The organism is Falsiroseomonas sp. HC035 (genome assembly GCF_050563525.1).
GTDB lineage: Bacteria > Pseudomonadota > Alphaproteobacteria > Acetobacterales > Acetobacteraceae > Falsiroseomonas.
Map to the genome: position 1 here is coordinate 1 of NZ_JBNXUN010000032.1, position 26,752 is coordinate 26,752.

The window sequence follows — 26,752 nt, forward strand, 5'->3', positions numbered from 1 at the left end:
AAGGGCGCTGCCGACGGCGATCCGATGGAGCGGAGGCGCCGCCCTGGTGCTAATCGCTTTCGCGCTGCACGGCGTGGTCTTCCCTCCGGCGCAGGCAAATCCCTTCCTGTCATTCTTTCCGGCCGTCATCCTGGCCTCGGTGTTCCTCGGCCGGGGGAGCGGCTTGATTGCCGTAGCGATGAGCGCCGGGCTCGCGATCTACTTCTTTATCGAACCACAATTTCAGTTCGCGCTGCCGACCTCAGCCGACACCATCGATGCGATCCTGTTCCTGCTCACCGGGTGCTTCATCGCGTTCACGGCTGAGGCGCTGCAAAGGGCCTATGTCCGTGCCGATCGAGCGCAGCGGGACGACAAGGCCGCCCTCGCCCGCGCCAAGGCAGCTTGGCACGACCTCGACCTCCTGCTGGTCGAGTTCGGCCACCGGACCAAGAATGACCTTCAGCGCATTACTGCCACCCTGATGATGCAGGCTGCCAGCGCCGCTCCCGAGGTCGGCGAGGCTCTGCGTGCTGCGGCGGAGCGGGTGCGGGTGGTCGCGCATATGCATGACCGTCTGGCTCGCCGCGACGGCCATGTGCTGGTGGATGTGCGGGTGTTTCTCGAAGACCTGATTGCCGATCTGCGTTCCAGCACCGCCTATCTTCGCCCCGTGGGGCTGTTCATCGAGGCGGAGCAGCACATGCTCTCGGTCAACCGGGCTGGCGCCGTCGGCCTGATCGCCAACGAACTCGTCACCAACGCCCTCAAGCATGCCTTCCCGGATGACCGGGAGGGGGCGATCCGTGTCACCCTCCGCAGCAGTGGCTCGGATTATCTGCTGGTCGTGGCTGACGACGGCATTGGCATGCCGCAGAAACCCACTGACGACAGCCATACACCGACGAAGCAGGGCGGCATGGGGCGGCGGCTGGTGCGGGCGCTTGCTGCGCAACTGGGTGGCGGCATCGAGACTTCACGTGCCAAGCCGTCAGGCACGATTTCGACAATACGGTTTCCGGTCAGCGCGCCGGGCACCTACGACGCGCCGGTGTAGATGCACGGGCGCACGTCCCGCCGGTGCGAAGCAGCCTGACGGTCAAGCTGCTCGGCGAAGCCGCCAAGGACCTTCAGCGCGTTGTTGAGATGGCAATGGCGCGGTGTCGGACCGGCCGAGTATCCAGCCATCCGGCGCGTACTTCACAAACCCGCCTCTCCCATGCGCGCCGCCTTGTCGTCCGGCAGGTGAGGCGCATCCGCTCGGCCAGCTTTCATAGACGGCGACCAGACGGCCATGCTGGTCGTACTGCTCATGCTCCCATTCGCGGACCGCGCCGCGACGTGCGCGCAGCAGGACTCGGACCAGCTTCAGCGAGTGCCCGTCCGGAACATCGAATGCCGCCTCAAATTCAGCCACCACGCCGTGCCCCTCGATACCTATTTCAACGACGCCGGTGGCGCCGAGGCCTCTTATATCCCCGCCCGCTGCACCCCGGACTTGACTGAGATCAATTGGGCGAGCACGCGCCCTTGAGGGGCAACCGGCGCCTACGTTCAGACGTGGTGCACGGGCGACGCGCAGCTTCGACGGCATCATATGCTGCAGGGCAGGAACTCCCTCGGTGTGACCGCGGGTTTGCCGAGGCTGTCTGGTGTAGGTCAGGCCGCCAGGGCGGTGCCTTGAAGCCGGCGCCCGATCTTGACATGGCACAGAACAGAACTCTGTGGAGAAGGCAGGCGTTACTACTGCCTGTCGCCATTGGAGGACGCCATGTCGAGCACCAGAGGCACCAGTGGAGTGGCTACCGGCGAGACGAGCAACCTCATCGCAGCCAGCAAGGTGAATGGGACGGCCGTCTATAACAAAGCTGGAGAAAGTCTCGGGTCGGTCTACGACGTCATGATCGACAAGATCTCTGGCCAGGTGCGTATGCCGTGATGAGTTTCGGTGGGTTCCTTGGCATTGGTGAGCGGTATCACCCTCTCCCCTGGAAATCGCTCACCTACGACACGCGGCTTGGCGGCTATGTGGTCAACGTGACACGAGGTCAGCTGGAACAAGCGCCGAGTTACACCCGCGACGACACCCCGTGGGGAGATCCGACCTATGGTCGCCGTGTCTCGGACTACTACGGTTTGCCCGACGGCATTTGACCTGGCCGACCTAGGCAGCCAGAGCTTGTTTCATTCCGCCTGAAGCCGCGCCGTACAAGAAGACGGCGGTGAGGACGAAGGCAACGACTGGGGATGTCTCCACCTCGTGATTGCGCGCGGTGGCGTCGGCCAGCCGCGAGAGGTGATCTTGCAGGTGCAGCGGGATGGCAAGGGCGGTGGGTGATGCGCCTGTCGGTGATCGGCTGGCCGACGACAAATGCAGATGTGGATCTCATCGCGCGTTCGATCATCAACGCTGGCGGTTGGCCAAGGGGAACGCCGCCACGTAGGCGATGGGCCGGCCATGAATGCGGGGCGCAATGCCGGATCCGTCGTTTAATGCACGCCGCATTTCATTTCATTCTTGAAAATGAATGCTGGCATCGCCATGTATGGTGCACGAGAGGCACGACCCCGCCTGGCTCCGCGACCTTGTCGCTTCTCCGACTGCAACCTGTTCAGCTTTGGGGTGGAGCCGTCTGAGCCGGCCAGGCGCTGGACCTAGCCAAGGTCTGGCAACGAGGCCACTGGCCATCCGGCGCCGCTCCTGCTTCGGCAGGGGAGGGGGCGCTGGCCTCTCGCCACCCCTGTAATCCCACCCGGCGGATACCGGCCGCGTCACCTTGACGCCGCCCGTGCCCGGCACCGCGCATCCGGCAATGAGCCGGCCGCTTCTGCGAACCATCCCCTGCCAGCGGTGGCACGGAGGGTGCCGACAACAGGGTTACCCGGCGCCGCCCCAAATCACAGCCGGGGAGGGGGCGCCGGTCCGCCGCGCACGACGCGACTTTACGTGGGCCGTTGCCCGCCCGTCACCACCACAGCAACCTGGGTTCAGCCCGACAGCCCCGCAGCAGGCCCTCCAGGGTCCGCTGCTGCGCGACAATCATCCCGCCGCCGCGACACCAGACTCTCATCCTGATTGTCGCGCTGTTCGCACACAGATTGTCGCGCTACAGTCCGCCACGGCGGCGGCCGGGCTGAACCTCCGTCTGCCGCCTCCCCACCCGTCTCCGCCCTCTTCAGCTGGTCTCGGCAGCTCTCAAGCCGACCGTCGCGGCCCCTTGAGCAAGGCCGAACCCAGTGTTGGAGATCGCATGACCACCACCACCATCAGCTACCAGGGCAGCCGCATCCGCCTGCGTGGCGCCATGCTGAACCTGACCGACATGTGGCAGGCCGCAGACCGGCCACCGAACCGGCGCCCCTCCGACTGGCTCGTCCTCGAGGAGACCGGGCGCTTCCGCACCCATGCAGGCACCCACCGGAACGACGCTAACGACCTGTTCGCGCCAAATGCCGGCCTCGCCGGCATTTGCCACCTCGACAGCGATGGCCTCGTCGCCACCGTCCGCGGCAATCAGGGCGGTACCTGGGCGCACTGGCAGCTCGCGCTGACCTACGCCCGCTACCTCTCGCCGCCGTTCCACCTCTGGTGCAACACCGTCCTCCGCGCCGCCATGCAGCGGCCGGGGGAGGCACCCGCCGTGGGCGATGACCCGCTGCGGGCGCATCTCAACCAGCAGTTCCAACGGCTGCATCGCCGGCTCGACATCCTCGATGTCCTCGACCGGCATGCTGCCGACCTGATGTTCCTGACGCTCTCGGCGCAGGACCTGGTGCTCGGCACCCGGCGGAAGTTCTCGGGCCTGAGCCAGGAGACGATCCTGCGCACGGTGGCGGCCGAGCCCTATGGTGGTCAGTGCCCCTGCTGCGGCGACGCACCCGTTCTCACCGAGGCGGGCCGGCCGGTGGCCGGTGCCGAGTTCGACCACTTCTTCCATCGCGGCCTGAACCGGCCGGAGTATGGCTGGCTGATCTGCGCGGCATGCCACGGCGATCTGACCCACGGCGGCTACCTGATGCACTTCAGCCGCCTGCCGAGGTTCCGCGCCTTCCAGGCGTTGGTGCTCGCGCAGCGCCGCCGCGGCCGCATGCGCCACGTCGGCGCGGCGGAGTAGCCGCCCATCCCAGCCCTCCCCAGCAGAGGGCGCCCAGAGCTCCATGATCTCACCACGAGATCATGGAGCTCTTCGCGTTCCAGGCCTGCCCGTGCTGCGTCAGGAGCCGTGCCCACCGTTGTCGGACGAAGCTGACGAGCGCTTCGGGCTGGAGGCGCCGGCCTGCGGAGCGGGCGGCATTGGTGGGTAGGCCACCAGGGCGCCGGTTCGAGGGCCGGGCCGGGCGGTGATGACGAGGCGGGTAGGGGACTGCGCGCGGACGAAGCGGATCACGTCGTCCACCACTGGCGCCATGCTGGGCAGCCAGGGCGTGAGCATCATGATGCCGACATGGCCAATGAGGGGGTAGATTCGCGCCTCCGCTCGGCCACCCGCGCGGCGGACCTGCTCTGCCAGTGTCTGGGAGTCGCTGGGGCGGGTGAGCATGTCGGCGCCGCCGCTCAACAGTAGCATCGGGGGCGTGTCGGGGCTCACGAAGGTCTCGGGCAGGACCTCCGCCGGCGTGGCCCGGGTGAAGATCGAGCCTAGGGTGACGTTGGTGGTGAACCAGGAGCCGTAGGGGCCAGCCAAGCCAATCGCGCCGCCGAGCCGCGCGTTGCTCATGCCATGGGCTGCCAGATAGCGGCCATCGGTGGCCAGCATCGCGGCGATGTAGGCGCCGGCGGAGTGGCCGGCGACGAAGATGCGGTCCGGGCTGCCGCCGAGTTCGGCGGCGTGGTCGCGCGCCCAGACGACGGCCCTGGCGCCGTCCTCGATAAAGCCGGGGAAGCGGACCGCCGGGTACAGGCGGTAGTCCGGCAGAATGACGATGGCACCGCGGCGGGCGAGGCGAATGGCCAGCATCTGGTTCTGGATCTCGTCCTTACCGCCGAACTGCCAGAAACCGCCAAAGAAGAAGGTAATGATTGGCCGGTCCGTCGCTTGGTCGTTGGGCCGGAAGACGTCGAGCTTCAGGTCGTTCGTGGGGTCGAACACCACATCGCGCTGGATGGTCAGCTCGGCATCCTCGGCCTGGCTGATGGCGGTGGAGCCGCAGCCGGCCAGCAGACCCATGGTCAGCAGAAGCAAGCCATAACCAGTGCAGTTGCATGAAACGACCCTGCGTTTTCTGCGAGCCGGGCCAAAGACTTGCCACCAAGAGGCGATGCTGCGCGCGATGCGCGTGGATACTTCAGGTAGAGTCTTGGTATGGAGGCGCGCGTCCATTTTGGGATCCCCTGGTCTTGGAGTTGCCAGGGTCGAGAGGAAGTGCAGGAAGCGTGCCGGCGGTCGGTCCCGTTTATTTCCAACGCGCTACAGGGTATCCGCTACTGAGGCAGGCCTTGCTGTCTAAAACATCGACGCATCGCTGATTTACGCAACGCGCCTAGTGGTCTACCGATGTGCAATTATTCCGGGCTCTTCTGCTGGGGCCGCGGGGGTGCGCTGGGATCCGGCCCAGGCCGGACAGGTCCCGGTGCATACGGGGCGAAACGCAAGGTCAGCCCGCCAGACGGGGAGTAGTCTTGGTCGGTTCGGACGCAACCGAACCCTCCAGCGTCTGGCGCGGCTGGAGCCCTCCTACCTAAAGATCGATGTCGCCTGGAGGACATCAAGGCCTTCGCGGCTGAGGGTGCAGTCCCATGCGCCGCCGCTGCGCAGCCAGTGCCGGCGGTGTCGGCCGGATGATGCGGCTGTTTCACGGCATCGTGCTGCTGCGGGCCGAGAGAGGGCAGGTGAACACCGGGCGCCAGGTAGCCGATGCCGAGTTCGACCACTTCGTCCATCACGGTCTGAACCGGCCCGACCATGGCTGGCTGATCTGCGCGGCGTGCCACATCGAGCTGAACCGCGGCGGCTACCTGCTGCACTTCAGCCACATGACCAGGTTCCGCGCCTTCCAGGCGTTGGTGCTCGCGCGGCGCCGCGGGGCACGGCCGAGTAGCAAAACCGCCGGCTACGCCCACCCTTCCCAAACTTTGCCACCAGCCGGTCGAGCGGCGCCAAGTCGTTCTGAACCTCGCCGAGGAACCGCACCTCCCCGTGTCGGCCCTCGTCGGCCACCGCCACCGCAATCGTCGCCTTGTGCACGTCCAGCCCGATGAAGCTGATATCCTCCGCCACGGCCCGCCTCCTGTGCCTGAGGCTCTGCGCAGGACCATCCCGCGCAACCCTCGGACCAGCACATTGTGAGGCGGGTCACCGCCTCACGCGGACCTCTGGTCTTTGAACTTCATGACGATGATGAGCAGCGCAGCTCATTCTCCAGAATGGAGCCTCCGCCGCCAAGCCGTGACCTGCAGGGCGGAGGCGCGCACATGCACAACCGCAGGCAGCTTACGCCCAGGACGAAGTGCCGCGTCCATTACCGGTGCGATGTCATCCTCGTCGGATATCGTAAGCCCCTCCGCACCAAAAGCCCGTGCCCAAGCTGCGAAATCCGGATTCCGCAGATCTGCCGCCGCCGCGAAGGGCCTGCCGGGATAGCGGTTCTCGTGATGCATCCCGATGGAGCCATAGGTGCCGTTGTCGGCGACGATGAGGACGGGCGCAGCCCCTGTGAGCATTGCGGTTGCAATCTCATTTCCAGTCATCAATGCGCCGCCGTCACCCACCACGGCGATCACCTGACGCCCCGGGTGACGAAGGCACGCCGCGACCGCCATCGGTACGGCGACGCCCATGCCACCGACGGCGGAGCCGAGGAAGATCTGCCCAGGTCGGAAAGGGATGTGGCGATGGACGAAGGAGGTGAAGTTGCCGGCATCGGTAGTCAGTATGGCATTTGGTGCCATGCGATCAGCGATCGCGATGCAGACAGCGGCAAAGTTTACGCCGTCCGGCGCGGGCTCCCACGCCGGCGCCGTCAATTTGCGATGGATGGCGTGAAGCCGCGAGATCCAGCTGGCGCGACCGGGCGGCATGGGCGGCGGGTCACGCGCCAGCAGGGCCTCCACCAAGCCATGCGGATCACAGGCCATCGGCAAGTCTGCTCGGAAAACTCGGTTGATTTCCGACGGGTCGGGCCAGACATGCACCAATGGCAATTGCGGATCCGGCGCCGCCGGGAAGGTGTAGGACTGGCTGACCACATCGCCCAGCCTTTCTCCCAACGCCACCATCAGGTCGGCTTCTCGCATCGCTGCTAGAAGACGCGGCTGTACACGGTTGCCGACATAGCCGGCGTAGTTCGGGTGATGACTGTCGAACAGGTGCGGGCGTCGATGGGTTGGCGCGACCGCGAGGCCCCAGCGCTCCGCCAGCAGGCGCAACCGGTCCAGCGCGGCCGGCGGCCCGTCCATCGCGCTGCCGACCAGCACCAGCGGCCGCTGCGCAGCAGCAATCCGCGCCGCTAAGTCCTCCACCTGCGCCAAAGCCGGACCAGGAACAGCGCGCAGTCGTGGTGCGGCAAGGGGCACTTCATCGGCCGGATCATCGAGCAGATCCTCCGGAAGAATCACCGCGACGGGGCCGGGAGTGCCGCTTTCCGACAAGTGGTACGCCCGGGCGATCGCTTCCGAGGCCTGCGAGGGCAAATCTACGGGGATCACTGCCTTCGTCACGTCGGCGAGGAGGCGGCCGTAATCCTGTTCCTGTAGTGCACCCCGCCCGCGGTCGCGCCGTTCCACTTGACCTACCAGCAGCACCATCGGCACCGCGTCGTGGAAGGCGGTGTGCAGGCCGATCATCGCATTGGCGACGCCTGGGCCGCGCGAAACGAGGCAGAGCCCCGCGCGCCCGTCGCGCATCCGGCCGTCGGCGCAGGCCATGTAGGCGGCGCCGCCCTCATGCCGGCACACCACGAGGCGCAGCGCCGGCAGATCGGACAGCGCGTCGGTCAGGCCCAGAAAGCTTTCGCCGGGCACGCAGAACAGCAGGTCGGCGCCATGTGCGACGAGGCTTTCCGCAAGCAGACGGCCCACTGTGCGGGTTGTCATGAGGGTTGCAGGCCGGCCTGGCGAACCAGGGGTGCGAAGTTCCGGATTTCCTCCTCGACGAAGGCTGCATAGGCGTCTGGCGCCATTTCCGGTGGTGGCGTGCCGAGCAGGTCGGCGAACCGTTCAATGATCCGCGGATCGCGCAGGGTGGCCTGGATGGCAGTGGCGATCCGCAATGAGATGTCGCGCGGCAGGTCCCGGGGAGCGGAGACGCCAAACCAGGCCATGCTGATCAGATCAACCCCTGCCTCCCGCATTGTAGGCAGGTTGGCATAGGCGGGCACGCGGCTGGCCGCGGTGACGCCGAGGGCGCGCACTGAGCCATTGCGGAAATGCTGGGCAGCAGAGGGGAGGCTGTCCAGCATGGCGGGCACCACGCCGGCGATGGTATCCGTCATCGCCGGGCCGGCGCCGCGATAGGGAACAGCGGTGATCGGCACGCCCAGCGCCATGCCCAGCCGCACGCCCGCCAGATGCGAGGAGGTGCCGATACCCGCAACGGCAAAGCGGATCTCCCGCTGTTCGCGCGCCAGATCAAGGAAGTCTCGTAAGGTGCGCGCAGGGTGCACGGCGGTGACGACCAGGACGCTGGGACTGGTGGCAACCAGGCCGATGTGGGTGAAGTCGCCTATGGAGTCGTAGGGGATGTTCGGATACAGCGTCGGCGACACGCCGTGCGAGCTGCTGTTGGACATCAGCAGCGTGTAGCCATCCGGCGCGGCACGGGCGACGGCCGCCGCGCCCACGGTCGCGCCAGCACCCGCGCGGTTTTCCACGATGATGCTCTGACCCAGACGCGGACCTATGCTTTCGGCCAGCAGCCTTGCCATGACATCCGTCGTGCCGCCGGGCGCGAATGGCACCACGAGGCGGATCGGACGAGACGGCCAGTCCGCCTGCGCGGCGGCGGGCCGGGCCGCCATGGCAGCGGCGGCAGCCAGAAGCTGCCGCCGTGTAGGGCGCAATGCCATGCGATGTTCTCCTGCTTCCCTGGCTTGCCGCGCGCGTGAGGTGTCAGCTTTCCACGCGTATTCCGGCCTTGGTGATGACCTCGGCCCAGATGCGGCGCTCGGTGACAATTTCCTGGCGATAGGCGGCCGTGTCAGGCGTATCGCGGTCGATCAGCGAGGTCGCCAAGCGCTCCTTTACCGCCGGGGTCTCGAGCACCGTCTGCATCTCGCGGGTCCAGTAGGAGACCCATTCCGGCGACAACCCCGCCGGGCCGGCCAGCCCCCACCAGCTTCCGCCGACCAGCCCGGGCAGTGTCGAGGTCATGGTAGGCAGGTCGGGCAGTGTGGGATGGGGCGCTGCCGTCGCGACTGCAAGGCCGCGCATGCCGCCGGCGCGGATGTGCTGCAGGGCCTCCGGCAGCAGCGCGAAGTAGAGGTCGATGCGTCCCGCCATCAGGTCAAGCAGGGCCGGCGCACCGCCGCGATAGGCGACGAAGTCGAGGTTGATCCCGGCTTGCTGGGCCATGCGCGCCGCCATCAGGTGCGGCGAGGAGCCGGCGCCACCATGGCCGCAGGTCAGCCTCGTGCCGGGCCGGGACGCATGCGCGACCAGTTCCGCCATGGTGGCGAAGGGCGCGTTGGGTCGCGCGCACAGCACCATGGCTCCGCGTCCGACGCCGCAGATCGGCGTCAGGTCGCGATCCGGATTGATGGGCATGGTGATGCCCGGCAGGACCGGCGAGACGGCGAGGTTGAAGCCCGATGCGATGGCCAGGACGTGTCCGTCCGGCGGCGCATTGGCCACCGCCTGCAGACCAATGAAGCCGCCGGCGCCGGTGCGGTTCTCGACCACCACCGGGCGGCCGATCTGGCTGGGCAGGTGCTGGGCAACGATGCGGGCCAGCGCATCGACGCTGCCGCCAGCGGAGAAGCCGACGACCAGGCGCACCTCCCGCGTAACGGGCTGCGCACGCAGCATCGCCGGCGCCGCGAGCAGCGGGATCGTCACGGCGAGCAGTGAGCGCCGCGGGACGGGATGACGCATGCCGTTCTCCTTCATTCTGCTGCGCTCGCCTGCGCGGTTGCGCCGGCATAGACTGGCGTGAGCCAGTGCTGGTACTTTGCATGCCGACCGGACACGACCTCGAAGTACAGATCTTGCAGCCGCCGCGTCACCGAGCCGGGCGTGCCGTCACCGATGTCGTAGTGGTCGATCGACGCGATTGGTAGCACCTCGGCCCCGCTGCCGCAGAAGAAGGCTTCGTCGCAAACATAGAGTTCGGACCGATTCACGTCGCGCTCGACGACTTCCAGCCCAAGTTCCTCGCGCGCCAGCTCGATCAGCGTGTCACGGGTGATGCTCTCGAGGATGTCGGCCGTGATGGGCGGCGTGACGAGGCGCCCATGGCGAACCATCATGATGCAGGACCCCGGCCCCTCCGCCACCTTGCCAGCATTGTTCAGCATGACCGGCGGGCCGAAGCCGTTCAGCCGCGCCTCAATGTAGGCGAGCCGCGAGTTATGGTAGTTTGCGCCCGACTTGACGCGGGAAGGCGCGCTGAGATCACCGTTGCGCTGCCAGGTGCTGACGCACGATTTCACGCCGGTTTTCAGCGCCGGGATGGACGGCTTGCTGAATGCCAGGATGAACATGCCAGTCCGGATCTCGTCTGGCAGGTAGTGCGTCAGCTCGCCTTCAGCGAAATAGACCACCGGTCGAAAATGCACGCTGCCCCGGTATCGGCAGGCGCGGATCAGATCGATGCAGGCGGTCTCGATTTCCGCATCCGAATAGGGGATGGTCATGCGCATGATGCGCGCACCCTGGCGTAGCCGCCGGATGTGATCGGCATGGCGGAACATGTAAAGTTCCTGGTCCTGCTCGCTCCAGTAGGCCCGCTCACCCTCGAAGACGTTTTCGCCGCGCAGCACGCATTCGGTCGAGATGTGCATGGTGGCGTCCTTCCAGGGCACCAGCTTGCCGTCGAGCCAGGCGAAATCGGAGGATTTGGACATTGGCTGGTTTCCTTCCGGACGGTTGTTCACTCCGCCGCTTCCGCGTCGACTTCGTCCGTGGCGTAGGCGGCGTGGTCGATTTCGATTACCAGGTTGCCGTAACGGTCAAGCGTGAAGGCAGCATCGGGGCCGATCACCACCGTCGACTCGCGCTCCTCCACCACGGCGGGGCCCTGGATGCGCTGGCCCGCCACGAGGGCATAGCGGTCGTAGACGGCGCAGGGCGCCAAGCCGGTTTCGGCAAACCAGACGGGGCGGCGGCCCTTCAGCGCGTCTGGTGCCTTGGCAGGGCCGCCCATTCTGCCGGGAATCTCGGGCCGGGATGCGGTGGCGTGCAGGCGCCAACTCAGCACCTCCATTGGCACACCCGGGATACGGCGGTCGAACAGGCGGTGGTAGGTGTCGAGGAAGGCCCGCTCTACGACATCCGCGTCGATCCCGTCGGGAAGCGGCACGCTGATGTCGAAACCCTGGCCGGCGTAGCGCATGTCCGCGCTGCGGCGGAACGCGACATCGCCCGGTGCCGCGCCGGCTTCCTCCAGCATCGTCTGCGCCTCCGCTTCCATCTCCGCGAACCGGGCCGCCACCTGCGCCCAGTCGACGATGCCAAGGCGCTGCACGCCGCTGCGAACCAGATCCACGGCCGGCGCGGCGACGAGGAAACCGAGGGCGGAGGCGACGCCTGCGCCCTGCGGCACGAGGATGGAGGACAGCTTGAGGAGCTTCGCCAGGCCGTAGGCGTGCACCGGGCCGGCGCCGCCAAAGGCGAGCATGGCATAACGTCGGGGGTCGCGCCCCTTCTCCGCGACATACATCCGCGTTGCCGCGGCCATGTTCTCGTTGACGATGCTGTGGATGCCGGCGGCCGCCTCCAGCACGGACAGGCCGAGCGGATCGGCCAGTTCCCGCGCCACCGCGCGTTCCACAGCAGCGTAGTCCAGCCCCATCTCGCCACCCAGGAAGTAATCGGGCGAGAGGTAGCCAAGCAGGAGGTCCGCGTCCGTCACCGTTGGGCGCGTGCCGCCACGTCCGTAGCAGACCGGGCCGGGCATCGAGCCGGCGCTTTCCGGCCCGACCGTCAGCAGCCCCATATCGCTGATCGAGGCGATGGAGCCGCCGCCGGCGCCGATTTCAATAAGGTCGATCACCGGCACCTTCAGCGGCAGGCCGGAGCCCTTGCGGAACCGGCGGACGCGAGCCGCCTCGAAGGTCGAAGCGTGTTCCGCTTCGCCCTTCTCGATCAGGCACATCTTCGCGGTGGTACCGCCCATGTCGAAGGAAATCATGTCCGCAATGCCGGCGATGCGGCCAAAATGCATAGCAGCGGTCGCGCCCGCGGCCGGCCCGGATTCAATGACGTGGACCGGCTGGGCGCGGGCCGCGCGAACCGTGGTGATGCCGCCGCCCGACAGCATGATGTGCAGCGGGGCGTTGAAGCCACGGCGTTGCAGCTCCGCCTCCAGCTCGCCGAGGTAGCGGTCCATCAGCGGTTGCACGTAGGCGTTCACGCAGGCGGTGTTGGCGCGTTCGTATTCACGGATCTCGGGCGCCACGTCGGAGGAAAGGGTCACGGGAATACCCGGCATCTCTTCGGCCAGGATCGTGCGGACGCGGCGTTCGTGGGTTGGATCAAGGTAGCAGTGTAGCAGGCAGACGGCGACCGCCTCGACACCTGCCATGAGCAGATGCTGGGCTGCGTCGCGGACCTCCTGCTCCGCCAGCGGCAGGAGGGTGCGTCCCTGGGCATCGACCCGCTCCGTCACCGGAAGCCGGCGCTGGCGCGGCACCAGCGGCTCGGGCTTCTCGAGGAACAGGTCGTACAGGTCGTAGCGCATCTCCCGGCCCATCTCGAGGCTGTCGCGGAACCCGCGCGTGGTGATCAGGCCGATCCGCGCGCCCTTGCGCTCAATCACGGTGTTGGTGACGAGGGTGGTGCCGTGGACGAGGCCCTGGACCGATGCCGGCTCCGCGCCTGCTTCGTGAAGAAGGCGCGCCAGCCCATCGAGGATGGCGCGGCCGGGGTCGTCCGGTGTGGTCAGTCGCTTGCCGGTCAGAACGAGCTGCCGCGCCGGGTCCACCAAGACGAAGTCGGTGAATGTGCCGCCGACGTCGACGCCGATGCGGATTCGTGGTGCCTTGGCGTCCATCGGGTTAGGCCTCCGGCCCATAGTCGCGGCGGGCACCCTCGGGCGTTACGTAGCCGGCCTCGATGTCCCGGCGCAGCGCCGCCGGGTCGCGCCCGGATGGCGGCCCGTGGCCGCCCCCGCCGCCGAGATGCATGTGCAGCCGCTCACCGGGTTGCAAGATGCTGCGCGATTTCGGATGCGGGTGGCGGCCATCCTGCAACCTCACCAGGGCCGGCGCACCGGCCGCGCCGCCCGCCAGGCCCTCGGCCGGGTGCCGCATGCGGTCGGAGATGAGGGATAGGCGCACGGGCTCCTCCGTCATCACCTCAAGCTCGATCTCCTGGCCCAAGCCGCCGCGATGGGTGCCGGCGCCGCCGCTATCTGGCAGCAGGTCCTTCTTCCAGACGATGATCGGTGCGCTGGCTTCGAAGGCCTCGATGCTGCCGGAGCCGGAATTGGTTGGGAACGCCGTGGTGTTCAGCCCGTCGGCGCCGGCACTGGCGCCCATGCCGCCGCTACCGAACAACACTTGGTTGAAGCGGTCGCCATGCCGGTCGCGCCCGGTATAGACGGGCCGCGGACTTGGCGAGGAACTGTCCGCAATCACCTTGTCCGGCACGATCCCGGCTATGCACTGGTACACGGCCCCGCTGAGGAACAGGCCGGTGAGGTGCCGCGCGTTGCAGGGGGCGGGGTGTACGGGGTTCAGGATGCTGCCTTCCGGCGCCGTCACCCGTACCGCGCGGTAGGACCCCTCATTGCGCGGGGTCAGCGGATCCAGAGCGCATTTCAGTGGATAGACCGTGTAGGCGTAGGTGTAGTTCATCACGGAGTTCAGCCCGCGCATGATCTGCGGCGAGGTGCCGGCATAGTCGACGCTGAGCGCGTCGCCCTCCACCGTGACGGCGCACTCGATGCGCGTCTCCTGGTCCTCGTAGCCATCGGCGAAGGTGGTGGCGCGCCAGGTGCCGTCGGGCAGGGCGGCGATGGCCTTGCGCATTGCGCGGTCGGCACGGTCCTGCAGAGTCGCCGACAATTCGGTGAGGTCCGCGAGGCCGGTGTCGTCCAGGAATTCGCAGAGGCGGCGCGCGCAGACGGTCTGCGCGGTGACCTGGGCGTAGATGTCGCCCATCACCTGGTCGGCGACGCGAACGTTACCGCGGATGAAGCGCACGACCTCCCGGTTCTCCTGCCCCTCAATGAGGAACTTCGTCGGGTGGATGCGCAGGCCTTCCTCGTAGATCTCCTGGCAGTCCGCGGACCATGGTGCGCCGCCCATGTCCGGCATGTGCGAGGTGGCACCGGAGAAGCCCACCAGCCTGCCCCTGTGAAAGATTGGAGCGGCCATGGTGATGTCGAGCAAGTGACCGGTGCCCATCCAGGGGTCATTGGTGATGAGGCAGTCGCCCGGCCGCAATTCCTCCAGCGGGATGTCGGCCAGCATGTGGCGCAGCGTGCGCGGCAGCAGGCCGACGAAGGACGGGATGCCGATGGAGTTCTCGGCCAGGCTGTTGCCCTTGGCGTCCATCAGCACGGTGGCGAAATCGTTCGACTCTCGGACAATGGTGGAGAAGGAGGTTCGCAGCAGCGCCGCGGCGGCCTCGTCTGCCGTCGAGATCAGCCGGCCCCAGAGGATCTGGAGGGTGACAGGGTCAAACCTCGCGCCCGGCTTCATCCAATGGCCTTCTCACTGTTCCGGCGAGTAGGGCACGGCCTTGGCAGTTCTGGTATGGCCAATTAACGTCGCGAGCCATGAGCCTGACTCAAGGCGTGGCCAATCTTCCTCTACAGGCGCTGCGCGTCTTCGATGCCTCCGCCCGGCACCTGAACATGGGCCGGGCGGCAGCGGAACTCGGTATTACCCAGGGGGCCGTCAGCAGGCAGATCAAGCTTCTGGAGGAACGGCTGCGGGAACGTCTTTTCGTCCGAGGGCCGCGCGGCCTGTCGCTGACCGAGGCAGGCGACCTGCTCGCGGACTACGTGCGTCGCGGCCTCGACCAACTCGAGGCCGGGCTGGCGCGGATCGGCCAGCCGCGGACCCGTACCACGCTGGCAGTGAACGCGGCGCGCACCTTCGCCATGCGCGTGCTGGCACCGCGCATCGGCGACTTCGTGATGCGGCATCCCTGGATTGAGCTGCGACTGGAGACGCACCGATATTTCGCGCAGTTGCATGGCGCCGATGTCGACGTGGCGATCCGCGCCGGCAACGGGGACTGGCCAGGGCATGTGGTGCAGCCGCTGACACGGGAGGTGATGTTTCCCGTTTGCGCTCCGGCACTTTGGGGTAAGACCGCCCAGGCAATGCAGCCTGGCGCGTTCCTCGCTGGGTCGGTCCTGCTGCATTACGCCGAGCGGCCCTACTGGCGGAACTGGCTCGAGGCGGCGGATCTTGATCCCGGCATCGCCGAACGTGGTCCGCGCTTCAGCGAGACCGCGCTCGCATTGGCGAGCGCTGAAGCCGCGCAAGGCGTGGCGATAACCTGGGGAAGTCTGGTTGCCGACGCCCTGGTCACAGGCTCGCTCGTGCAGCCTTTCGCCTCCACCTTCGATGATGGAACAGGATATTACGCTGTAATGACAGAGGCCGCCTCGCGACGCTCGCCTGTCCAGGCCTTTACGGCTTGGTTACGGCAGAGCCTTGATCAATGTGTATGAGCTCAACACAATCGATTTTGTAGTGCGGGACCTTTGAAGATCTGCAGCGCGTGCTGACGAAATCGTTAACGAAAACAGGCATTAAGGTGGATGTCTTTTCCTGAAAATTCTACTCTAGGCCCTGTAGGACGAGGAGTGGTCAGGCGTGAGCGACGATCCGGACATTCCACATGATCCCAACCTGCCCCGCCTGGCTGGCAAGCCCATCCGCGACGGCAGCGGTGTGTTCTCCCGTGTGCTGAGGGCGACAGCCACCACGCGGCGCCAGCGCGCTCGCCAGATGCGGGATGGTGGCGACGCGACCGGCGCGGACCGCGAGGATCATGACGCCGCCTACCTCGAGCGTCAGTCGGACCGCTAATGCGATCCGCTGCTCGCCGCCGGGGCTCCCCTGGTCGAGGGCAACAGCGGCGAGGTGGTGGTGGCGCCGGCGCCGGAGTTCGGACCGGACGCGTTCCAGAAGGCTGTGCAGCAGCCCCCCGACATGCTGGCCGCCGAGGCCAGCGAGCAACGGATGATGCTGACGGCCGCGGTTTCCAATCCGGCGCTCACACTGGCCCTGGAGATGGGGGAAAGCATCGGCGCGCAGACCACGATGGAGCGCAACCTCGTCCACCAGATTGCGGCGATGCAGGCGGTCGGCATGGAGATGCTGGCCAAGGCGCGTCGTTTCATGGCGCTGATGACGCCCGGAGCGCCTGAGGAGCGACAGCAGATGCAGAGCATCGAGGCGGTCCGGATGGTGAGAGGGGCGACGCGGGCACTCGAATGCTCGCAACGCGGCATGCTGACCGTGGAGCGGCTGCGGAACGGTGGCCGGCAGACCGTCACGGTGCAGTACATCACGGTCGGGATGGCGGGCAGGCGGTGGTCGCGGGCACGGTGAAGCGGGGGGGGGTCGAAAGTGAGCGACCCTCTCCCGCCCCAAGCCAGACCTCAGCCCGGGGCGCGAACGCCGGAGGGTCTGGAGCGCTGCCGGAAGGCGACGTGGAAGCACGGGCGTCGCAGCGCCGAGGCCATCGCCGACCAAAGGCTGCGCGGCCAGGCACGGCGGATCGTCGCCGACCTCAACGCCCTGATCAGCGAGGCGGAAGCCGCATGTGCGGCTCAGGGTATCGGCGGCAGCAGGCCCGACGCTGGGGCAGGGACCGGACCGCAGGTTTAGCGTCGGCGCATCACCGAGGGGTGCGGACGTGATCCGGCGCAGCAAAGCGGATGGGAGTCGCACGCGGGGAGGGGAGGCTTCGCCGGGTGGTGGGGATGAAGAGCCACCCTCTGTCAGCGCTCCTGAGGAGCGCCAGGGGCATCCTCCCGTGCTTCCTCCTCCCGCGCCTTTGCGGACGACTCCCTCAGCACGTCGACGAACGCCTCGAACCGGTCCGGCCCGACATGCTGGGCCCAGTCAGTATGAAGCCGCTGCAGGCAACCGAAAATCACCTGGGCGACCTCAAGGCCGCGGGGGCTGAGATAGACCAGCCGCCGTTCGCTTCCCTCGGGCGCGCGCCGCTCGATGTCACGACATCGGCGCTCCGCATGGCAGACGGCACCGGCCGCGCCGTCACCCGCCAGCCACGCCACCCTGACCCCCTGGTTGAGGCTGTCCGGCGGAGCGTGAGCGAGGGGGCCGTCCTGCAGGCTATCGGCCGGTCTCGCGGCGTGCGGCGGACCGCTACCAGGCCGGTGCGGGTGGTGGTGCTGGCCGCCCTCGCCCTTCCCCTGACCGTCCATGAGAACCCGACCTGGGAGGAATACCGGCCATCCCGGCTGGCGGCGGCGACGGCCGAAGCCGCCCTCTTCCTCCGGGCGCTGCCCCTGGCGCCGGAGGACATGGTCACGGCTCGGCCCGACCGGTGGGAGAGCGAGCGGACCGCGAGGCGAAACCTGGCCGACTGGGATTTCAAAGCGGCCACATCGCTTATGAGAGGTACTTATAAGGCGGATGGCCGCTTTAAATGCCAAACGGTCGCGCGCTACCGAAGGCCGGGTGCCCGCCGCTGGTCCATTGCCCTGGTGCCGATCGAGGGCGGGCGCGATGCATTGGAGCAGGAACTGGAATGCGCGGTCGCCGCCTTTGAGGTGGTGCCTGAGCCTGCCCTCACGCCATCCAGGAAGCCCGCTGAGGCTCCTGCCCCCCGCCTCATGCTGCCGCCCGCGACAAGAGCCCCTGCCCGGCCGCTGTTGGTCGCACGTGCTCGCCTGGATGCGCTGTCGCGCCGTCTGGAGGCCGCTTTCCCGATAGGCCCGGGAGGGGCGCTGGCCGTGCCCTGGCGCGGGAAAAAACCCCCGCGCAGCCCTGACCGAGTTCCGAAATTAGAGGAACGACCATGACCTTGATGAAGCCCCCTGCCTTCCCCGAAGACGCCCTGGAAGCCGCTTCCAAGGCCAACTGGATTTGGCTCCAGGCGCATCCCCATCGTCGCTTCCGGACCTGTCCACACGCCGATGGAGAATTCCCTCACAGCGCCCTCGGCGCCCAACCGCTTGGCTGGCGATGGTCCTATGCGACCCGCCAGATCGCAGCTCAGGTGCAGGCCAGGTCCGGCACGCGCTGCGAGGTGCTCATTGACGGCTTCGCCGCTCTCCGACGGGCCCTCCGGCAGAGGGCCATCGAACGCCTCTCGCATTGTTTATCCAGAGCCTCGGAGCGCCGACAGAACTAACTCATTGTTTTATATTGTTTCGTACTGCGTCTGGACGGTCCAACTTCGTTGACTGACGCCACGGCCGCCCCACTCCCCTACTGTTCGACCAGGATCACGGAACCGCCTTGGCCCGGTGCAACTGCCGGCGCCTTCTCTGTGCACTTGCGCGCCCTGACCCAGTGGTACCGGCACCGCCGCCTGCGGCGTCTTCCGTACCTCCTGCGGTCCATTCACGAGCCGCCTCCCTGGCTGCCCTGGCTATGACGCGGGGCCGGCAGGCCGGGCTGTCGGATGTGAGCCCCCTGCCGTCATGCTCTCCCACAGCAGATCACGGTCATCGCGTCCTGAACCCACGGGAGTGGGTGCGAAGGGCAGCCGCAGCCCGCGCATGTACAACTGGCCCCACACGTCGATGAACCGGTCGAGCCCGGTGACCTCCATCAAGCGCCGGCTGTCGATGCGCCCTTCGGCGTAGGCGACGAAGGCCTGCTCGGTCTCCACACCCGGGCGCAGGGTCGTCCCCAACGCCATGATCACGGGCGTGCCCTCATCCGGCGTCAGCCAGCGCTCAACCCGCGCGGCACCCTCCGCCGTGCGCGCCAGCTCCAGGGCTCCCTCGCCCCAATCAGCGAAGGCGTAGGGCCCACCCGCCTCACGCAGCGGCTGGAGCAGGATCATCGCCGTCCCCTCGGCCCGCTCCTGCTCCAGGCGCCGCATCAGCAGCAGGCTCCAGCCGACAAGCCGCGCCCGGGCCTCCTCGCCGCCAACCGCCGCCGCATCGCCCCGCAGCCCGGCAGCTGCCGCCGCGGCGCGATCCGCCTGTGCCAGCTGCTGCGTGACCTCGGCATCCAAGGCGGCCGCGACGCTGTCCAGGGCCATCAGGCTGCCGGCATCGTCCGGCACCTCCGAGGGCCAGGCCCCATCCAGGTCCGGCCCGTGGAGCGGCACCGGGCGATGATGATAATACTCGGCGTCCCCGGCCATGAGAGCGGGATCCTCGCGACGGCTCATGTTCTCCCAGAGCAGGTCGCGGTCATCGCGACCGGGTCCCACCGGGCTGGGTTTGGCAGGCAGCCTGAGGTCGCGCTGCGTCAGCGCCGTCATGATGCCGTAGAGGCTGCGCAGGCCGATGATGGCCATCACCTGCGGGCTGCCGATATGGCCCGCCGCATAGGCGGCAAAGGCCTCCTCGGCCGTGAGGTCGTCCAGCTGCGCCGCGACCTCGACCCGGGCCGGGTCCGGCCGCCCCAGCGGAGGCTCCAGCTCCCCCAGCCGGCGTACCTGCTCCGCGCCCGCCACGGTGCGCACGAGGTCGAGCGGAGCTTCCCGCAGATGGTCATGCTGTTGCCATAGGAAGCGGGCCACCCCACCCGGCCCAAAGGCCGCCTCCGGCTGCGCCAGCATCCGCAGCGCCAGATGGGCGAGGCGGGCGCGCCCGGCCTCGCCACCGACCGGCGCGGCATCGCCCCGCAGCACGGCCGCCGCGCAGGCCGCCCTGGAGGCGCCGGCCCTGTGAGGGATGGCGGTTTGGTCGAGGGCCTTGGCCACCTCGGCCAGGAGAGCGTCGTCGGGACGGTCCGTGGGCTTGGTTCCAGCAGGCATGGTCACCTCACATTCGGCTCCTACCCTATGGAGGGAACATGGCGCTCCTGCTGCAAAGGGCGATGACGTCTGGCGGGCATCGACCGGGGCGGCAAAAAGAAGAGCATCCACGTCCCTGATGCCCGTCATCGACCAGCGGCAGTCCCTGCGCTCATTTCGGCAACCGTTATTCCCGCACCTTATTCCCGCGGCTTTTCGGCCTTCGCAGTGTGCGGGAGAGGCGGCACCCCTGCGGCGCCAACAGCCTGGCTCCTGGCAGGACACTGCAGGTCCGGGCGCGAGGAACCCCATCGCCGCACCGTCCGGCGCGCCAGACCTGGAGGCTGGTGTCAGACCGCCAGATCTCGAAGCTCCACATCCGCCAGCGCTTTCAATGCAATCGTCGCGCTCAGCTGCGGCCCGACATCTCCAGCAAGGTCAGAGTCTCGGCCGGCAGCTTCCCCTTGTTCACGCTGGCCACGGCGTGGTCCAGCTCGGCAAGGCTCGTGGTGCCGATCAGCGCACTGCTGATCTCCTCCGGCCCGATCGCAAAGCGCAGCGCGAGTTCCACCAGATCCGCCGCATGCCCCGCATCGATCAGCGGCTGCAACCGCCGGGCGCTGGCGACGTCGTCGGCATAGCTGGCGCCGGAGCCGATCGGCTGCAGGGTCGCGGATGCGTAGGTGCCGCGCGCCTCGCTGCCGCTAAGCGCCCCGCCAGCCAGGATGCGGATTGCCAGCACCCCGATATCCGCCGCCGCCGCATGGGCGATGACCTGCCCCAGATCCGGCATGGAGGTTCCCTTAGTGGCTGGCACGACTCCGCTCGTGTTCAGCAGGTTGTAGGGCATCTGCGCCGTGGCGATGCCGCCCTCTTCCATAACTTGGCGCAGCGCCGGAGCATCGCCGAGGCCCGTGATGCCGTACCAGCGGATCTTGCCCTGGTCGCGCAGCCTCCGCAGGGCTGGCACCGCCTCGTTCAGGACCTGCTCCACGGTGAAGGCCGGAGCCTCGCCGGCCTTGGTGATCGGGTTATGCAGTTGCAGCAGGTCGACGCTGTCGCGGCCCAGCCTGGCAAGGCTGCCCTCCAGCGAGGTCACGATGGTGCCGGCGATGTCGGCACGCTGCGCGGGATAGATTCGCACCTTGGTGCCGACGGTGGGACTGGCACGCAGCGACCGCAGCGCGCGGCCCAGATTGGTCTCCGAAGCACCGTCGCCATAGGCCGTCGCCGTATCGAAATAGGTGATGCCGTAATCCAGTGCGCGCCCGATCGCCTGTTCCTGCTCGGCTGCAGTACCATGCACCATCAACCCGCCGATCGCGCCGCACCCATAGCCGAGCACTGAGACCGATATGCCGGTTCGCCCCAGACGCCGCTGCTGCATGCCTCGTTTCCTTTTTTGTCATGACGATGCTGGTCCATGCCCGGCGGTGCGGCAAGCTGATCCGGCTTGCAGGATCATATCGCGGGTGTAACCCTGTCGTGATCGGACGAAGACGCCGAACCGGAGGATTCCCCATGTCAGGACGTCGGCTGCTGCTGCAGAGCGCCATCGTGCCCATCCTCGCCTCGGTGCTGCCACGTGCCGCCGCGGCGGCCTATCCGGACCGGCCGATCCGCGTCATCGTACCGTTCACCGCTGGTGGAAACACAGACATCCTCGCCCGCATCCTGGCCAGCCGCATGGGCGAGCGCCTAGGCGGCAGCATGGTCATCGAAAATCGCGCGGGTGCAGGCGGCAGCATTGGTGCCGAGCTGGTCGCCCGTGCGACGCCCGATGGCTATACCCTGCTGTTCGGCGCCGGCGGGCCGCTGACCGCCAACCCGGTGCTGCAGGCGCGGCTATCCTATGATGTCGAGCGTGACTTCAAGCCGATCGGACTGGTCGGCATCCTGCCGATGATCTGCCAAGTCGGCCCGCGCATTCCGGCGCGGACACTGAACGAATTCCTCGCAATCCTGCGGTCGCGGCCCGGTGCAGTCACTATCGCCACGCCGGGCAATGGCAGCGCCGCGCATCTGGCGCTGGAGTTGATGATGGCCGCGGCGAATGTCCGGGTGCAGCACGTGCCCTACCGCGGTGGTAGCGCCATGGTTCCGGATCTGATCAGCGGCACCGTGGATGCGGGTTTCGTCGAACTACCCTCGGCCCTGCCGCTGCATCGAGACGGCAAGGCGCGCATCGTTGCCATCGCGACGCCGCAACGCGCGCCCTTGATACCGGATGTGCCGACCTTCATCGAATCTGGCTTGGCCGGCTTCACAGCCGGCAGCTATGGAGGGCTGGTCGCACCGGCAGCGACGCCGCCCGGCGTGGTTGCACATCTGGCCGCGGCCCTGCAAGCGACGCTTGCGGAACCGGAGGTGCAGACGCGCATCGTCGAACTGGGCGCCGTGATGGGGAGCGAGGAACAGCGCACACCGGATGGCTTCGCAGCGTTCCTTCGCACGGAGTTGGAGAATGCTCGGCGCGCCGCCGACCTTGCCGGCCTGAAGCCGGCCTGATTCCGAGGGCCGGCCCCTGCGCCGCAAGCCTCAACGCCATCATCCTTAAGCCGCGCCATGGCACGTTCAAAGTGCTTGACGACCAACACTGATGCGGTGGACGGCCCCTGAGCGGCATCAATGTGCAAGGCTCGCGGCTGTTGAAGGCTGTGAGCAGAGGAGCCGTCCGCTATGGAGATTACCACGATCGGCCTGGACATCGCCAAGCGCGTGTTCCAGGCGCATGGAGTTGACGCTGCTGGCCGTGCGGCGCTGCGGCGTAAGCTGGGCCGCAGTGAGGTGCTGGACTTCTTCCGCGTCCTGCCGCCCTGCGTGGTCGGTATCGAGGCGTGCGGCACGGCGCACCACTGGGCGCGCGAGATCCGGGCGCTGGGCCACGAGGTGCGGCTGATCCCAGCGGCCTATGTGAAGCCCTACGTCAAGCGCGGCAAGACTGACGCCGCCGATGCCGAGGCGATCTGCGAGGCGGTGACGCGGCCGACGATGCGCTTCGTGCCGGTCAAGACGCCCGAGCAGCAGGCGGTGCTGGTTCTGCACCGCACGCGCGACCTGTTGGTCTGCCAGCGCACCATGCTGGTGAACGCGCTGCGCGGGCACATGGCGGAGTTTGGTATCGTGGCGCGGCAGGGGGTGGGCGGGGTGAGCGAGCTTCTGGCCGCCCTACGCGGGCAGGGTATGGCGGGCCTGCCATCGCTCGCGAAGGAGGCGCTGCTCGGGCTCGCGGACGAGATCGAAGCCATAGAGCGACGGGCGGACGAGATCGAGGCGGCGATCCTGGTGTGGCACAAGGGCACCGAAGCCAGCCGCCGCCTGGCCACGGTGCCCGGCATCGGTCCGATCACCGCCTCGGCGCTCGTGGCCACCGTGGGGGAGGTGTCGAATTTCGCCTCTGCGCGCCACTTCGCCGCCTGGATCGGGCTCGTGCCGAAGCAAAACAGCACGGGCGGCAAGCCCCGCCAGGGCGGTATCTCGAAAGCGGGAGATCGATACCTGCGCCGCCTTCTGGTGCTCGGCGCCTCGACCGTCATCCGCCACAACCGCACCAAGGCAGGCGAAGGCTGGCTCGCCAGCCTGATCGCGCGACGTCCGACCATGGTCGCCGCCGTCGCGCAGGCCAATAAGGCGGCGCGGATCGTCCGGGCGCTGCTGGCGTACGGCGGCAGCTACGACCCGCAACGCAGCGCTGCGCGGCCCGCCGTGGCCTGAGGATCGCAAGAGCTTCCCGCCGGAGATCGCCGCGAGCGGCGGGCGCGTGAGGGCAAAGGTGGCGTGATGGCACATCGGTCGAACCCGAGGCCCGGCAGAACCCGTTGAGTGACTCGCGCCCCAAGCGCGCCAAACTGATTGGGAGCCAGGCTGCGGATTGCATCAGGGCCAGCGGTCATGCGCCGCATTAACAGGCCGGACACATGACCGCACCCGACCGCGGCGCCAGATCGCCACTCAGCCCTTGCGTCGAAGGGGGCCGTCCACACAAGGTCACTCAGATCGTCAACCTATACGCGAGAATAGTTTAGCAGGTAACAAGTAGAATGAGTGTAATAAACTGAAACCAGCTCGGTTTAGATTTGCTCCGCCCGCTAAATGCTGGAGCCGGCGAGATGAGCGGAAAATCAGAGTACCAAGACCGCATCGTCAGGCTGGCGGTTAATTTGCAGAAAAGGGGCTTCGGTAGATCATCTACACGTATAGCATTGATGGTCGCAGGCTTGGGACTTAAGCGCCTGAGTGACCTTAGACCGCATCACAGAAGAGAAGCACTTCGTCTCCCCAATATGGGCTGTAAGACTTGGGATCATGTGGCGAAGGCTTTGGGATTTGCCGATGGCTCCCGCGACCTCGATCCCCAAACGCGCGAGGCTGCGCAGGCTCTCTTAGAGCTTGGCTGGAGGCTCGTGCCGCCGCAGGGCTGGCAAGGCTGGAGGCCAGACGGCGAAGCACGAAAGCTTCCACGCTCCTCCCGCCCTCGACGCGGCTGACGGCGACCAGGCGTGACCACGCCGGCGAGGAGGAGGAGTTCCGGCCGCGATTGTTTTGCACCAAACAGAGCCGGACGACGCAGCGAGGATCAGAGGGAACAAGCCTGCCAACCCTCGCTGCGATCCAGAGCTGGCGATCTCGCGCCGGCCGGGGACCTCCTCGATATGGTCAGGCCGCGCTCGGATCCAATCTGAACCGCGCGCCGCCGAGGGCGCTAAAGCTCTATCCTGAAGCACCCTGAAACTGGCCCTGGCGCTGTCCGCCGGGGCCTTTCTTGTCTGCGTCAGCGGAGGAGCGGCGCGGAGCGAGGAGGCTGGGCCACAGCCTCGACCCGCCCCGCGCTGCCGTCCGAATCGGCCGACCCCCGCCGGTATGGACCTCGCTGATATGCATTAAGGCGTAATCGCAGACAATCTTGATGCAGGGCCGCTTACCGGAGCGGTCGCCAGCTATCCGCCTCGATCCGGAGCGCGAGGCTCTCTGCGCCGCCGCTCAAGGTATCCCGCGCCAGCAGGACGATCTCTCGGCTGGTCGCACACCCGGCATCGCAGCCGGTTCAGCGCCTCACCCACGTAATGCTCGGCCGGACTTCGACGATGGACGCTGCCGGGAAGCGCCGGAATGGGCAGGACGGCGAGGGCCACTGAACGCAAAAATCATACCCGACAAAGTCGGCCAGCAGCCGGGGCAGGGCGGCGCGGCCGGCGACCATGTTAGGGTGCTCGAGCTGGAGTTGATCGACCGCGAGCGGCGCCTGGTCGAACGGCGGATCCGCCAGGCGCGGTTTTGACCGGCGCCTTGTTGGACAGGCTCACCCACCACGTCCACATCCTGACCATGAACGGCGAGAGCTACCGCCTGGCCCAGTCCGCCGCTCGCCGGCGCCCGCCGACGAAGACGGTGCAAGGCGAAGCCGCTGCCGGCGAGCAGATCGACCAGGATACCGGCGAGATCCTGCCGGGCTGACACCCAAGCAAGCCAGCCGCGGACGTGACCGACCCCCGATCGGGGGCCGGTCACGTCCGCCGCCGCGATGCCGCCAGTGGCCTTGTTTTACTCCGCCACGCTGGCCTGGTTTTGCTCCGCCGTTGACAGCAGGTAGACATTCCCTCGCTTGTTGATCCCCAGCAGCTTTGGCTTGCCGCCGGTTGTCGACTGCTTCGGCACCAACCCGAGCCAGGCGGCCAGGTCCCGACCGCGCCCGAACGTGGCGGCGTTGCCGATGGCGGCGACCATCGCCGTCGCAGTCAGCGGCCCAATGCCGGGGACCGAAGTCAACAGCCGGGCGGTCTCGTCGGTGCGCGCCTGTGCGGCGAACTCATCGTCGAAGGCGGCGATGCGCCGGTCGAGCTCGCCCCACTCGGCCCGCATGTCCTCGATCAACAATCGGGTCCGAGTGCTGAAGCCGTCCAGACCGCCGGCCTCCTGCTCTGCAAGGAACAGCTCCAGCTTGCGGCGTCCCTTCGGCACCGTGATGCCGCGCTCCAGCAGGAAGGCGCGCAGCTGATTGATCAGGGCCGTCCGCTCGCCGACCAGCCGGTCCCGCGCGCGATGCAGGCTCTGCATGTCGAGCTGGGCCTCGCTCTTCAGCTCGACGAACCGCATCGTGGGCTGCGTTGCAGCCTCCGCGATCGCCTCGGCGTCGCGGTCATCATTCTTCTGCGACTTGACGTAGGGTCGCACGTACTCCGGCGACATCAGCCGGACCTGATGACCCTGTTTCTGCAGCACGCGGCCCAGGTGGTGCGCCCCGCAGCAGGCTTCCATCGCCACCATGCAGGCCGGCAACTCAGCCGCAAGCTTGACCACGCTCGGCCGCAGCAGGCGCCGGCGCAGCACCACACGCCCGTCCACATCGAGCCCCACCAGGCTGCAGCTGTTCTTGCCCAGGTCTATCCCGAGTACCGCGATCGCCATCGTCCTCGCTCCCACTTCCCTCCGGTTGCCCCCTCAGCTTACCGCTGCGGAGTGGAGGGGCGGGCCATCCCATAAACTTCCCCGCCACGCTGGCGGGCATCGCGCGCGAGCAGGACCTCGGCCGCGACGCGATAGAGATCTGGTTCGCCGACGAAGCCCGCGTCGGCCAGAAGAACGGCATCACCCGCCGCTGGGCGCGGCGCGGAACCAGGCCCGCGGCGCCGCAGGATCAGCGCTATACGTCGGTCTACATCTTCGGCGCCGTCTGCCCCAAGGAGGGCAAGGGCGCGGCGCTGGTCCTGCCGTTGTGCAACACCGCAGCGATGAACCTGCACCTCGCTGAGATCAGCGAGATGGTCAGCC

The 26,752-nt window shown here is 67.6% G+C and carries 23 protein-coding genes and 2 pseudogenes; 14 read left to right on the forward strand and 11 right to left on the reverse strand.

Translation table 11 applies throughout. The features are described 5' to 3' along the window. The 5 genes from ACLF3G_RS28100 to ACLF3G_RS28120 all read left to right on the forward strand — a co-directional run. On the forward strand, positions 1–1,036 hold a 1,036-nt coding region (locus tag ACLF3G_RS28100), incomplete at its 5' end, for a sensor histidine kinase (RefSeq protein WP_430672687.1). Positions 1,037–1,273: 237 nt separating this feature from the next. Next, a complete protein-coding gene (locus ACLF3G_RS28105) occupies positions 1,274–1,513 on the forward strand; it encodes a hypothetical protein (RefSeq protein WP_430672688.1) in 240 nt (79 codons plus the stop codon). 237 nt (positions 1,514–1,750) lie between these two features. After that, positions 1,751–1,918, forward strand: coding sequence for a PRC-barrel domain-containing protein (locus tag ACLF3G_RS28110; RefSeq protein WP_430672689.1), 168 nt, complete (start codon positions 1,751–1,753; stop codon positions 1,916–1,918). Then, positions 1,918–2,133, forward strand: a complete 216-nt coding sequence (locus ACLF3G_RS28115) for a hypothetical protein (protein ID WP_430672690.1) — start codon at positions 1,918–1,920, stop codon at positions 2,131–2,133. The genes ACLF3G_RS28110 and ACLF3G_RS28115 overlap by 1 nt, the downstream gene beginning before the upstream one ends. Positions 2,134–3,230: 1,097 nt before the next feature. Then, a complete protein-coding gene (locus ACLF3G_RS28120; RefSeq protein ID WP_430672691.1) occupies positions 3,231–4,094 on the forward strand; it encodes a KilA-N domain-containing protein in 864 nt (287 codons plus the stop codon). A gap of 99 nt (positions 4,095–4,193) precedes the next feature. Here the strand turns inward: ACLF3G_RS28120 and ACLF3G_RS28125 are convergent, their stop codons facing one another. The 8 genes from ACLF3G_RS28125 to ACLF3G_RS28160 form a co-directional block, all read right to left on the reverse strand. Continuing rightward, the gene (locus ACLF3G_RS28125; protein WP_430672692.1) at positions 4,194–5,300 is read right to left on the reverse strand and encodes an alpha/beta hydrolase; all 1,107 of its coding nucleotides are present in this window, start codon (positions 5,298–5,300) and stop codon (positions 4,194–4,196) included. Positions 5,301–5,945: 645 nt separating this feature from the next. Continuing rightward, positions 5,946–6,197, reverse strand: a complete 252-nt coding sequence (locus tag ACLF3G_RS28130; RefSeq protein WP_430672693.1) for a hypothetical protein — start codon at positions 6,195–6,197, stop codon at positions 5,946–5,948. Between the two features lie 134 nt (positions 6,198–6,331). Further along, positions 6,332–8,011 (reverse strand): thiamine pyrophosphate-dependent enzyme, encoded by a 1,680-nt coding sequence (locus tag ACLF3G_RS28135; protein WP_430672694.1) that lies wholly within the window; start codon positions 8,009–8,011, stop codon positions 6,332–6,334. Beyond that, positions 8,008–8,982, reverse strand: coding sequence for a Bug family tripartite tricarboxylate transporter substrate binding protein (locus tag ACLF3G_RS28140; RefSeq protein ID WP_430672695.1), 975 nt, complete (start codon positions 8,980–8,982; stop codon positions 8,008–8,010). The genes ACLF3G_RS28135 and ACLF3G_RS28140 overlap by 4 nt, the downstream gene beginning before the upstream one ends. Positions 8,983–9,025: 43 nt before the next feature. After that, positions 9,026–10,006 (reverse strand): Bug family tripartite tricarboxylate transporter substrate binding protein, encoded by a 981-nt coding sequence (locus ACLF3G_RS28145; protein WP_430672696.1) that lies wholly within the window; start codon positions 10,004–10,006, stop codon positions 9,026–9,028. Between the two features lie 11 nt (positions 10,007–10,017). Beyond that, positions 10,018–10,977, reverse strand: coding sequence for a branched-chain amino acid transaminase (locus ACLF3G_RS28150; RefSeq protein WP_430672697.1), 960 nt, complete (start codon positions 10,975–10,977; stop codon positions 10,018–10,020). A gap of 26 nt (positions 10,978–11,003) precedes the next feature. Then, positions 11,004–13,124 carry a hydantoinase/oxoprolinase family protein gene (locus ACLF3G_RS28155; RefSeq protein WP_430672698.1) on the reverse strand — a complete coding sequence of 707 codons (2,121 nt, stop codon included), beginning with the start codon at positions 13,122–13,124 and terminating at the stop codon, positions 11,004–11,006. Positions 13,125–13,128: 4 nt separating this feature from the next. Continuing rightward, entirely contained in the window at positions 13,129–14,778 is a 1,650-nt protein-coding gene (locus ACLF3G_RS28160) for a hydantoinase B/oxoprolinase family protein (RefSeq protein ID WP_430672699.1), read from the reverse strand. Between the two features lie 77 nt (positions 14,779–14,855). On the opposite strand from ACLF3G_RS28160, the gene ACLF3G_RS28165 reads away from it, so the two are divergent. The 4 genes from ACLF3G_RS28165 to ACLF3G_RS28180 all read left to right on the forward strand — a co-directional run bounded on the left by ACLF3G_RS28165 (position 14,856) and on the right by ACLF3G_RS28180 (position 18,089). Continuing rightward, complete coding sequence (locus ACLF3G_RS28165; protein ID WP_430672700.1) at positions 14,856–15,761, forward strand: LysR substrate-binding domain-containing protein; 906 nt, start codon at positions 14,856–14,858, stop codon at positions 15,759–15,761. A gap of 145 nt (positions 15,762–15,906) precedes the next feature. Beyond that, positions 15,907–16,122, forward strand: a complete 216-nt coding sequence (locus ACLF3G_RS28170) for a hypothetical protein (RefSeq protein ID WP_430672701.1) — start codon at positions 15,907–15,909, stop codon at positions 16,120–16,122. 60 nt (positions 16,123–16,182) lie between these two features. Continuing rightward, positions 16,183–16,647 carry a hypothetical protein gene (locus tag ACLF3G_RS28175; protein ID WP_430672702.1) on the forward strand — a complete coding sequence of 155 codons (465 nt, stop codon included), beginning with the start codon at positions 16,183–16,185 and terminating at the stop codon, positions 16,645–16,647. Between the two features lie 521 nt (positions 16,648–17,168). Continuing rightward, a complete protein-coding gene (locus ACLF3G_RS28180; RefSeq protein WP_430672703.1) occupies positions 17,169–18,089 on the forward strand; it encodes a hypothetical protein in 921 nt (306 codons plus the stop codon). Between the two features lie 572 nt (positions 18,090–18,661). Here the strand turns inward: ACLF3G_RS28180 and ACLF3G_RS28185 are convergent. Continuing rightward, complete coding sequence (locus ACLF3G_RS28185; RefSeq protein WP_430672704.1) at positions 18,662–20,011, reverse strand: hypothetical protein; 1,350 nt, start codon at positions 20,009–20,011, stop codon at positions 18,662–18,664. 382 nt (positions 20,012–20,393) lie between these two features. After that, complete coding sequence (locus ACLF3G_RS28190; RefSeq protein WP_430672705.1) at positions 20,394–21,371, reverse strand: aldo/keto reductase; 978 nt, start codon at positions 21,369–21,371, stop codon at positions 20,394–20,396. A gap of 134 nt (positions 21,372–21,505) precedes the next feature. On the opposite strand from ACLF3G_RS28190, the gene ACLF3G_RS28195 reads away from it, so the two are divergent. From ACLF3G_RS28195 to ACLF3G_RS28210, 4 genes are all read left to right on the forward strand, one after another. Continuing rightward, positions 21,506–22,492: a Bug family tripartite tricarboxylate transporter substrate binding protein gene (locus ACLF3G_RS28195; RefSeq protein WP_430672706.1), complete on the forward strand. Its 987-nt coding sequence runs from the start codon at positions 21,506–21,508 to the stop codon at positions 22,490–22,492. A gap of 171 nt (positions 22,493–22,663) precedes the next feature. Beyond that, positions 22,664–23,698, forward strand: coding sequence for an IS110 family transposase (locus tag ACLF3G_RS28200; RefSeq protein ID WP_430672707.1), 1,035 nt, complete (start codon positions 22,664–22,666; stop codon positions 23,696–23,698). A 1,189-nt stretch (positions 23,699–24,887) separates the two neighbouring features. After that, positions 24,888–25,262 carry a hypothetical protein gene (locus tag ACLF3G_RS28205; protein WP_430672708.1) on the forward strand — a complete coding sequence of 125 codons (375 nt, stop codon included), beginning with the start codon at positions 24,888–24,890 and terminating at the stop codon, positions 25,260–25,262. Between the two features lie 11 nt (positions 25,263–25,273). Then, on the forward strand, positions 25,274–25,438 hold the full coding sequence (locus ACLF3G_RS28210) for a hypothetical protein (protein ID WP_430672709.1): 165 nt from the start codon (positions 25,274–25,276) through the stop codon (positions 25,436–25,438). A gap of 111 nt (positions 25,439–25,549) precedes the next feature. Here ACLF3G_RS28210 and ACLF3G_RS28215 read toward each other — a convergent pair. Next, positions 25,550–26,389, reverse strand: a pseudogene (locus ACLF3G_RS28215) (IS110 family transposase); the annotation flags it as partial. A gap of 74 nt (positions 26,390–26,463) precedes the next feature. Between ACLF3G_RS28215 and ACLF3G_RS28220 the strand changes: the two are divergent. Then, positions 26,464–26,752: pseudogene (locus tag ACLF3G_RS28220) on the forward strand (transposase); the annotation flags it as partial.

Coding starts and splice junctions, on each gene's coding strand:
- ACLF3G_RS28105 (WP_430672688.1), top strand. CDS start 1,274: ATGCTGGTCGTACTGCTCATGCTCCCATTCGCGGACCGCGCCGCGACG.
- ACLF3G_RS28110 (WP_430672689.1), top strand. CDS start 1,751: ATGTCGAGCACCAGAGGCACCAGTGGAGTGGCTACCGGCGAGACGAGC.
- ACLF3G_RS28115 (WP_430672690.1), top strand. CDS start 1,918: ATGAGTTTCGGTGGGTTCCTTGGCATTGGTGAGCGGTATCACCCTCTC.
- ACLF3G_RS28120 (WP_430672691.1), top strand. CDS start 3,231: ATGACCACCACCACCATCAGCTACCAGGGCAGCCGCATCCGCCTGCGT.
- ACLF3G_RS28125 (WP_430672692.1), bottom strand. CDS start 5,300: ATGGACGCGCGCCTCCATACCAAGACTCTACCTGAAGTATCCACGCGC.
- ACLF3G_RS28135 (WP_430672694.1), bottom strand. CDS start 8,011: ATGACAACCCGCACAGTGGGCCGTCTGCTTGCGGAAAGCCTCGTCGCA.
- ACLF3G_RS28140 (WP_430672695.1), bottom strand. CDS start 8,982: ATGGCATTGCGCCCTACACGGCGGCAGCTTCTGGCTGCCGCCGCTGCC.
- ACLF3G_RS28145 (WP_430672696.1), bottom strand. CDS start 10,006: ATGCGTCATCCCGTCCCGCGGCGCTCACTGCTCGCCGTGACGATCCCG.
- ACLF3G_RS28150 (WP_430672697.1), bottom strand. CDS start 10,977: ATGTCCAAATCCTCCGATTTCGCCTGGCTCGACGGCAAGCTGGTGCCC.
- ACLF3G_RS28155 (WP_430672698.1), bottom strand. CDS start 13,124: ATGGACGCCAAGGCACCACGAATCCGCATCGGCGTCGACGTCGGCGGC.
- ACLF3G_RS28160 (WP_430672699.1), bottom strand. CDS start 14,778: ATGAAGCCGGGCGCGAGGTTTGACCCTGTCACCCTCCAGATCCTCTGG.
- ACLF3G_RS28165 (WP_430672700.1), top strand. CDS start 14,856: ATGAGCCTGACTCAAGGCGTGGCCAATCTTCCTCTACAGGCGCTGCGC.
- ACLF3G_RS28180 (WP_430672703.1), top strand. CDS start 17,169: ATGAAGCCGCTGCAGGCAACCGAAAATCACCTGGGCGACCTCAAGGCC.
- ACLF3G_RS28190 (WP_430672705.1), bottom strand. CDS start 21,371: ATGCAGCAGCGGCGTCTGGGGCGAACCGGCATATCGGTCTCAGTGCTC.
- ACLF3G_RS28195 (WP_430672706.1), top strand. CDS start 21,506: ATGTCAGGACGTCGGCTGCTGCTGCAGAGCGCCATCGTGCCCATCCTC.
- ACLF3G_RS28200 (WP_430672707.1), top strand. CDS start 22,664: ATGGAGATTACCACGATCGGCCTGGACATCGCCAAGCGCGTGTTCCAG.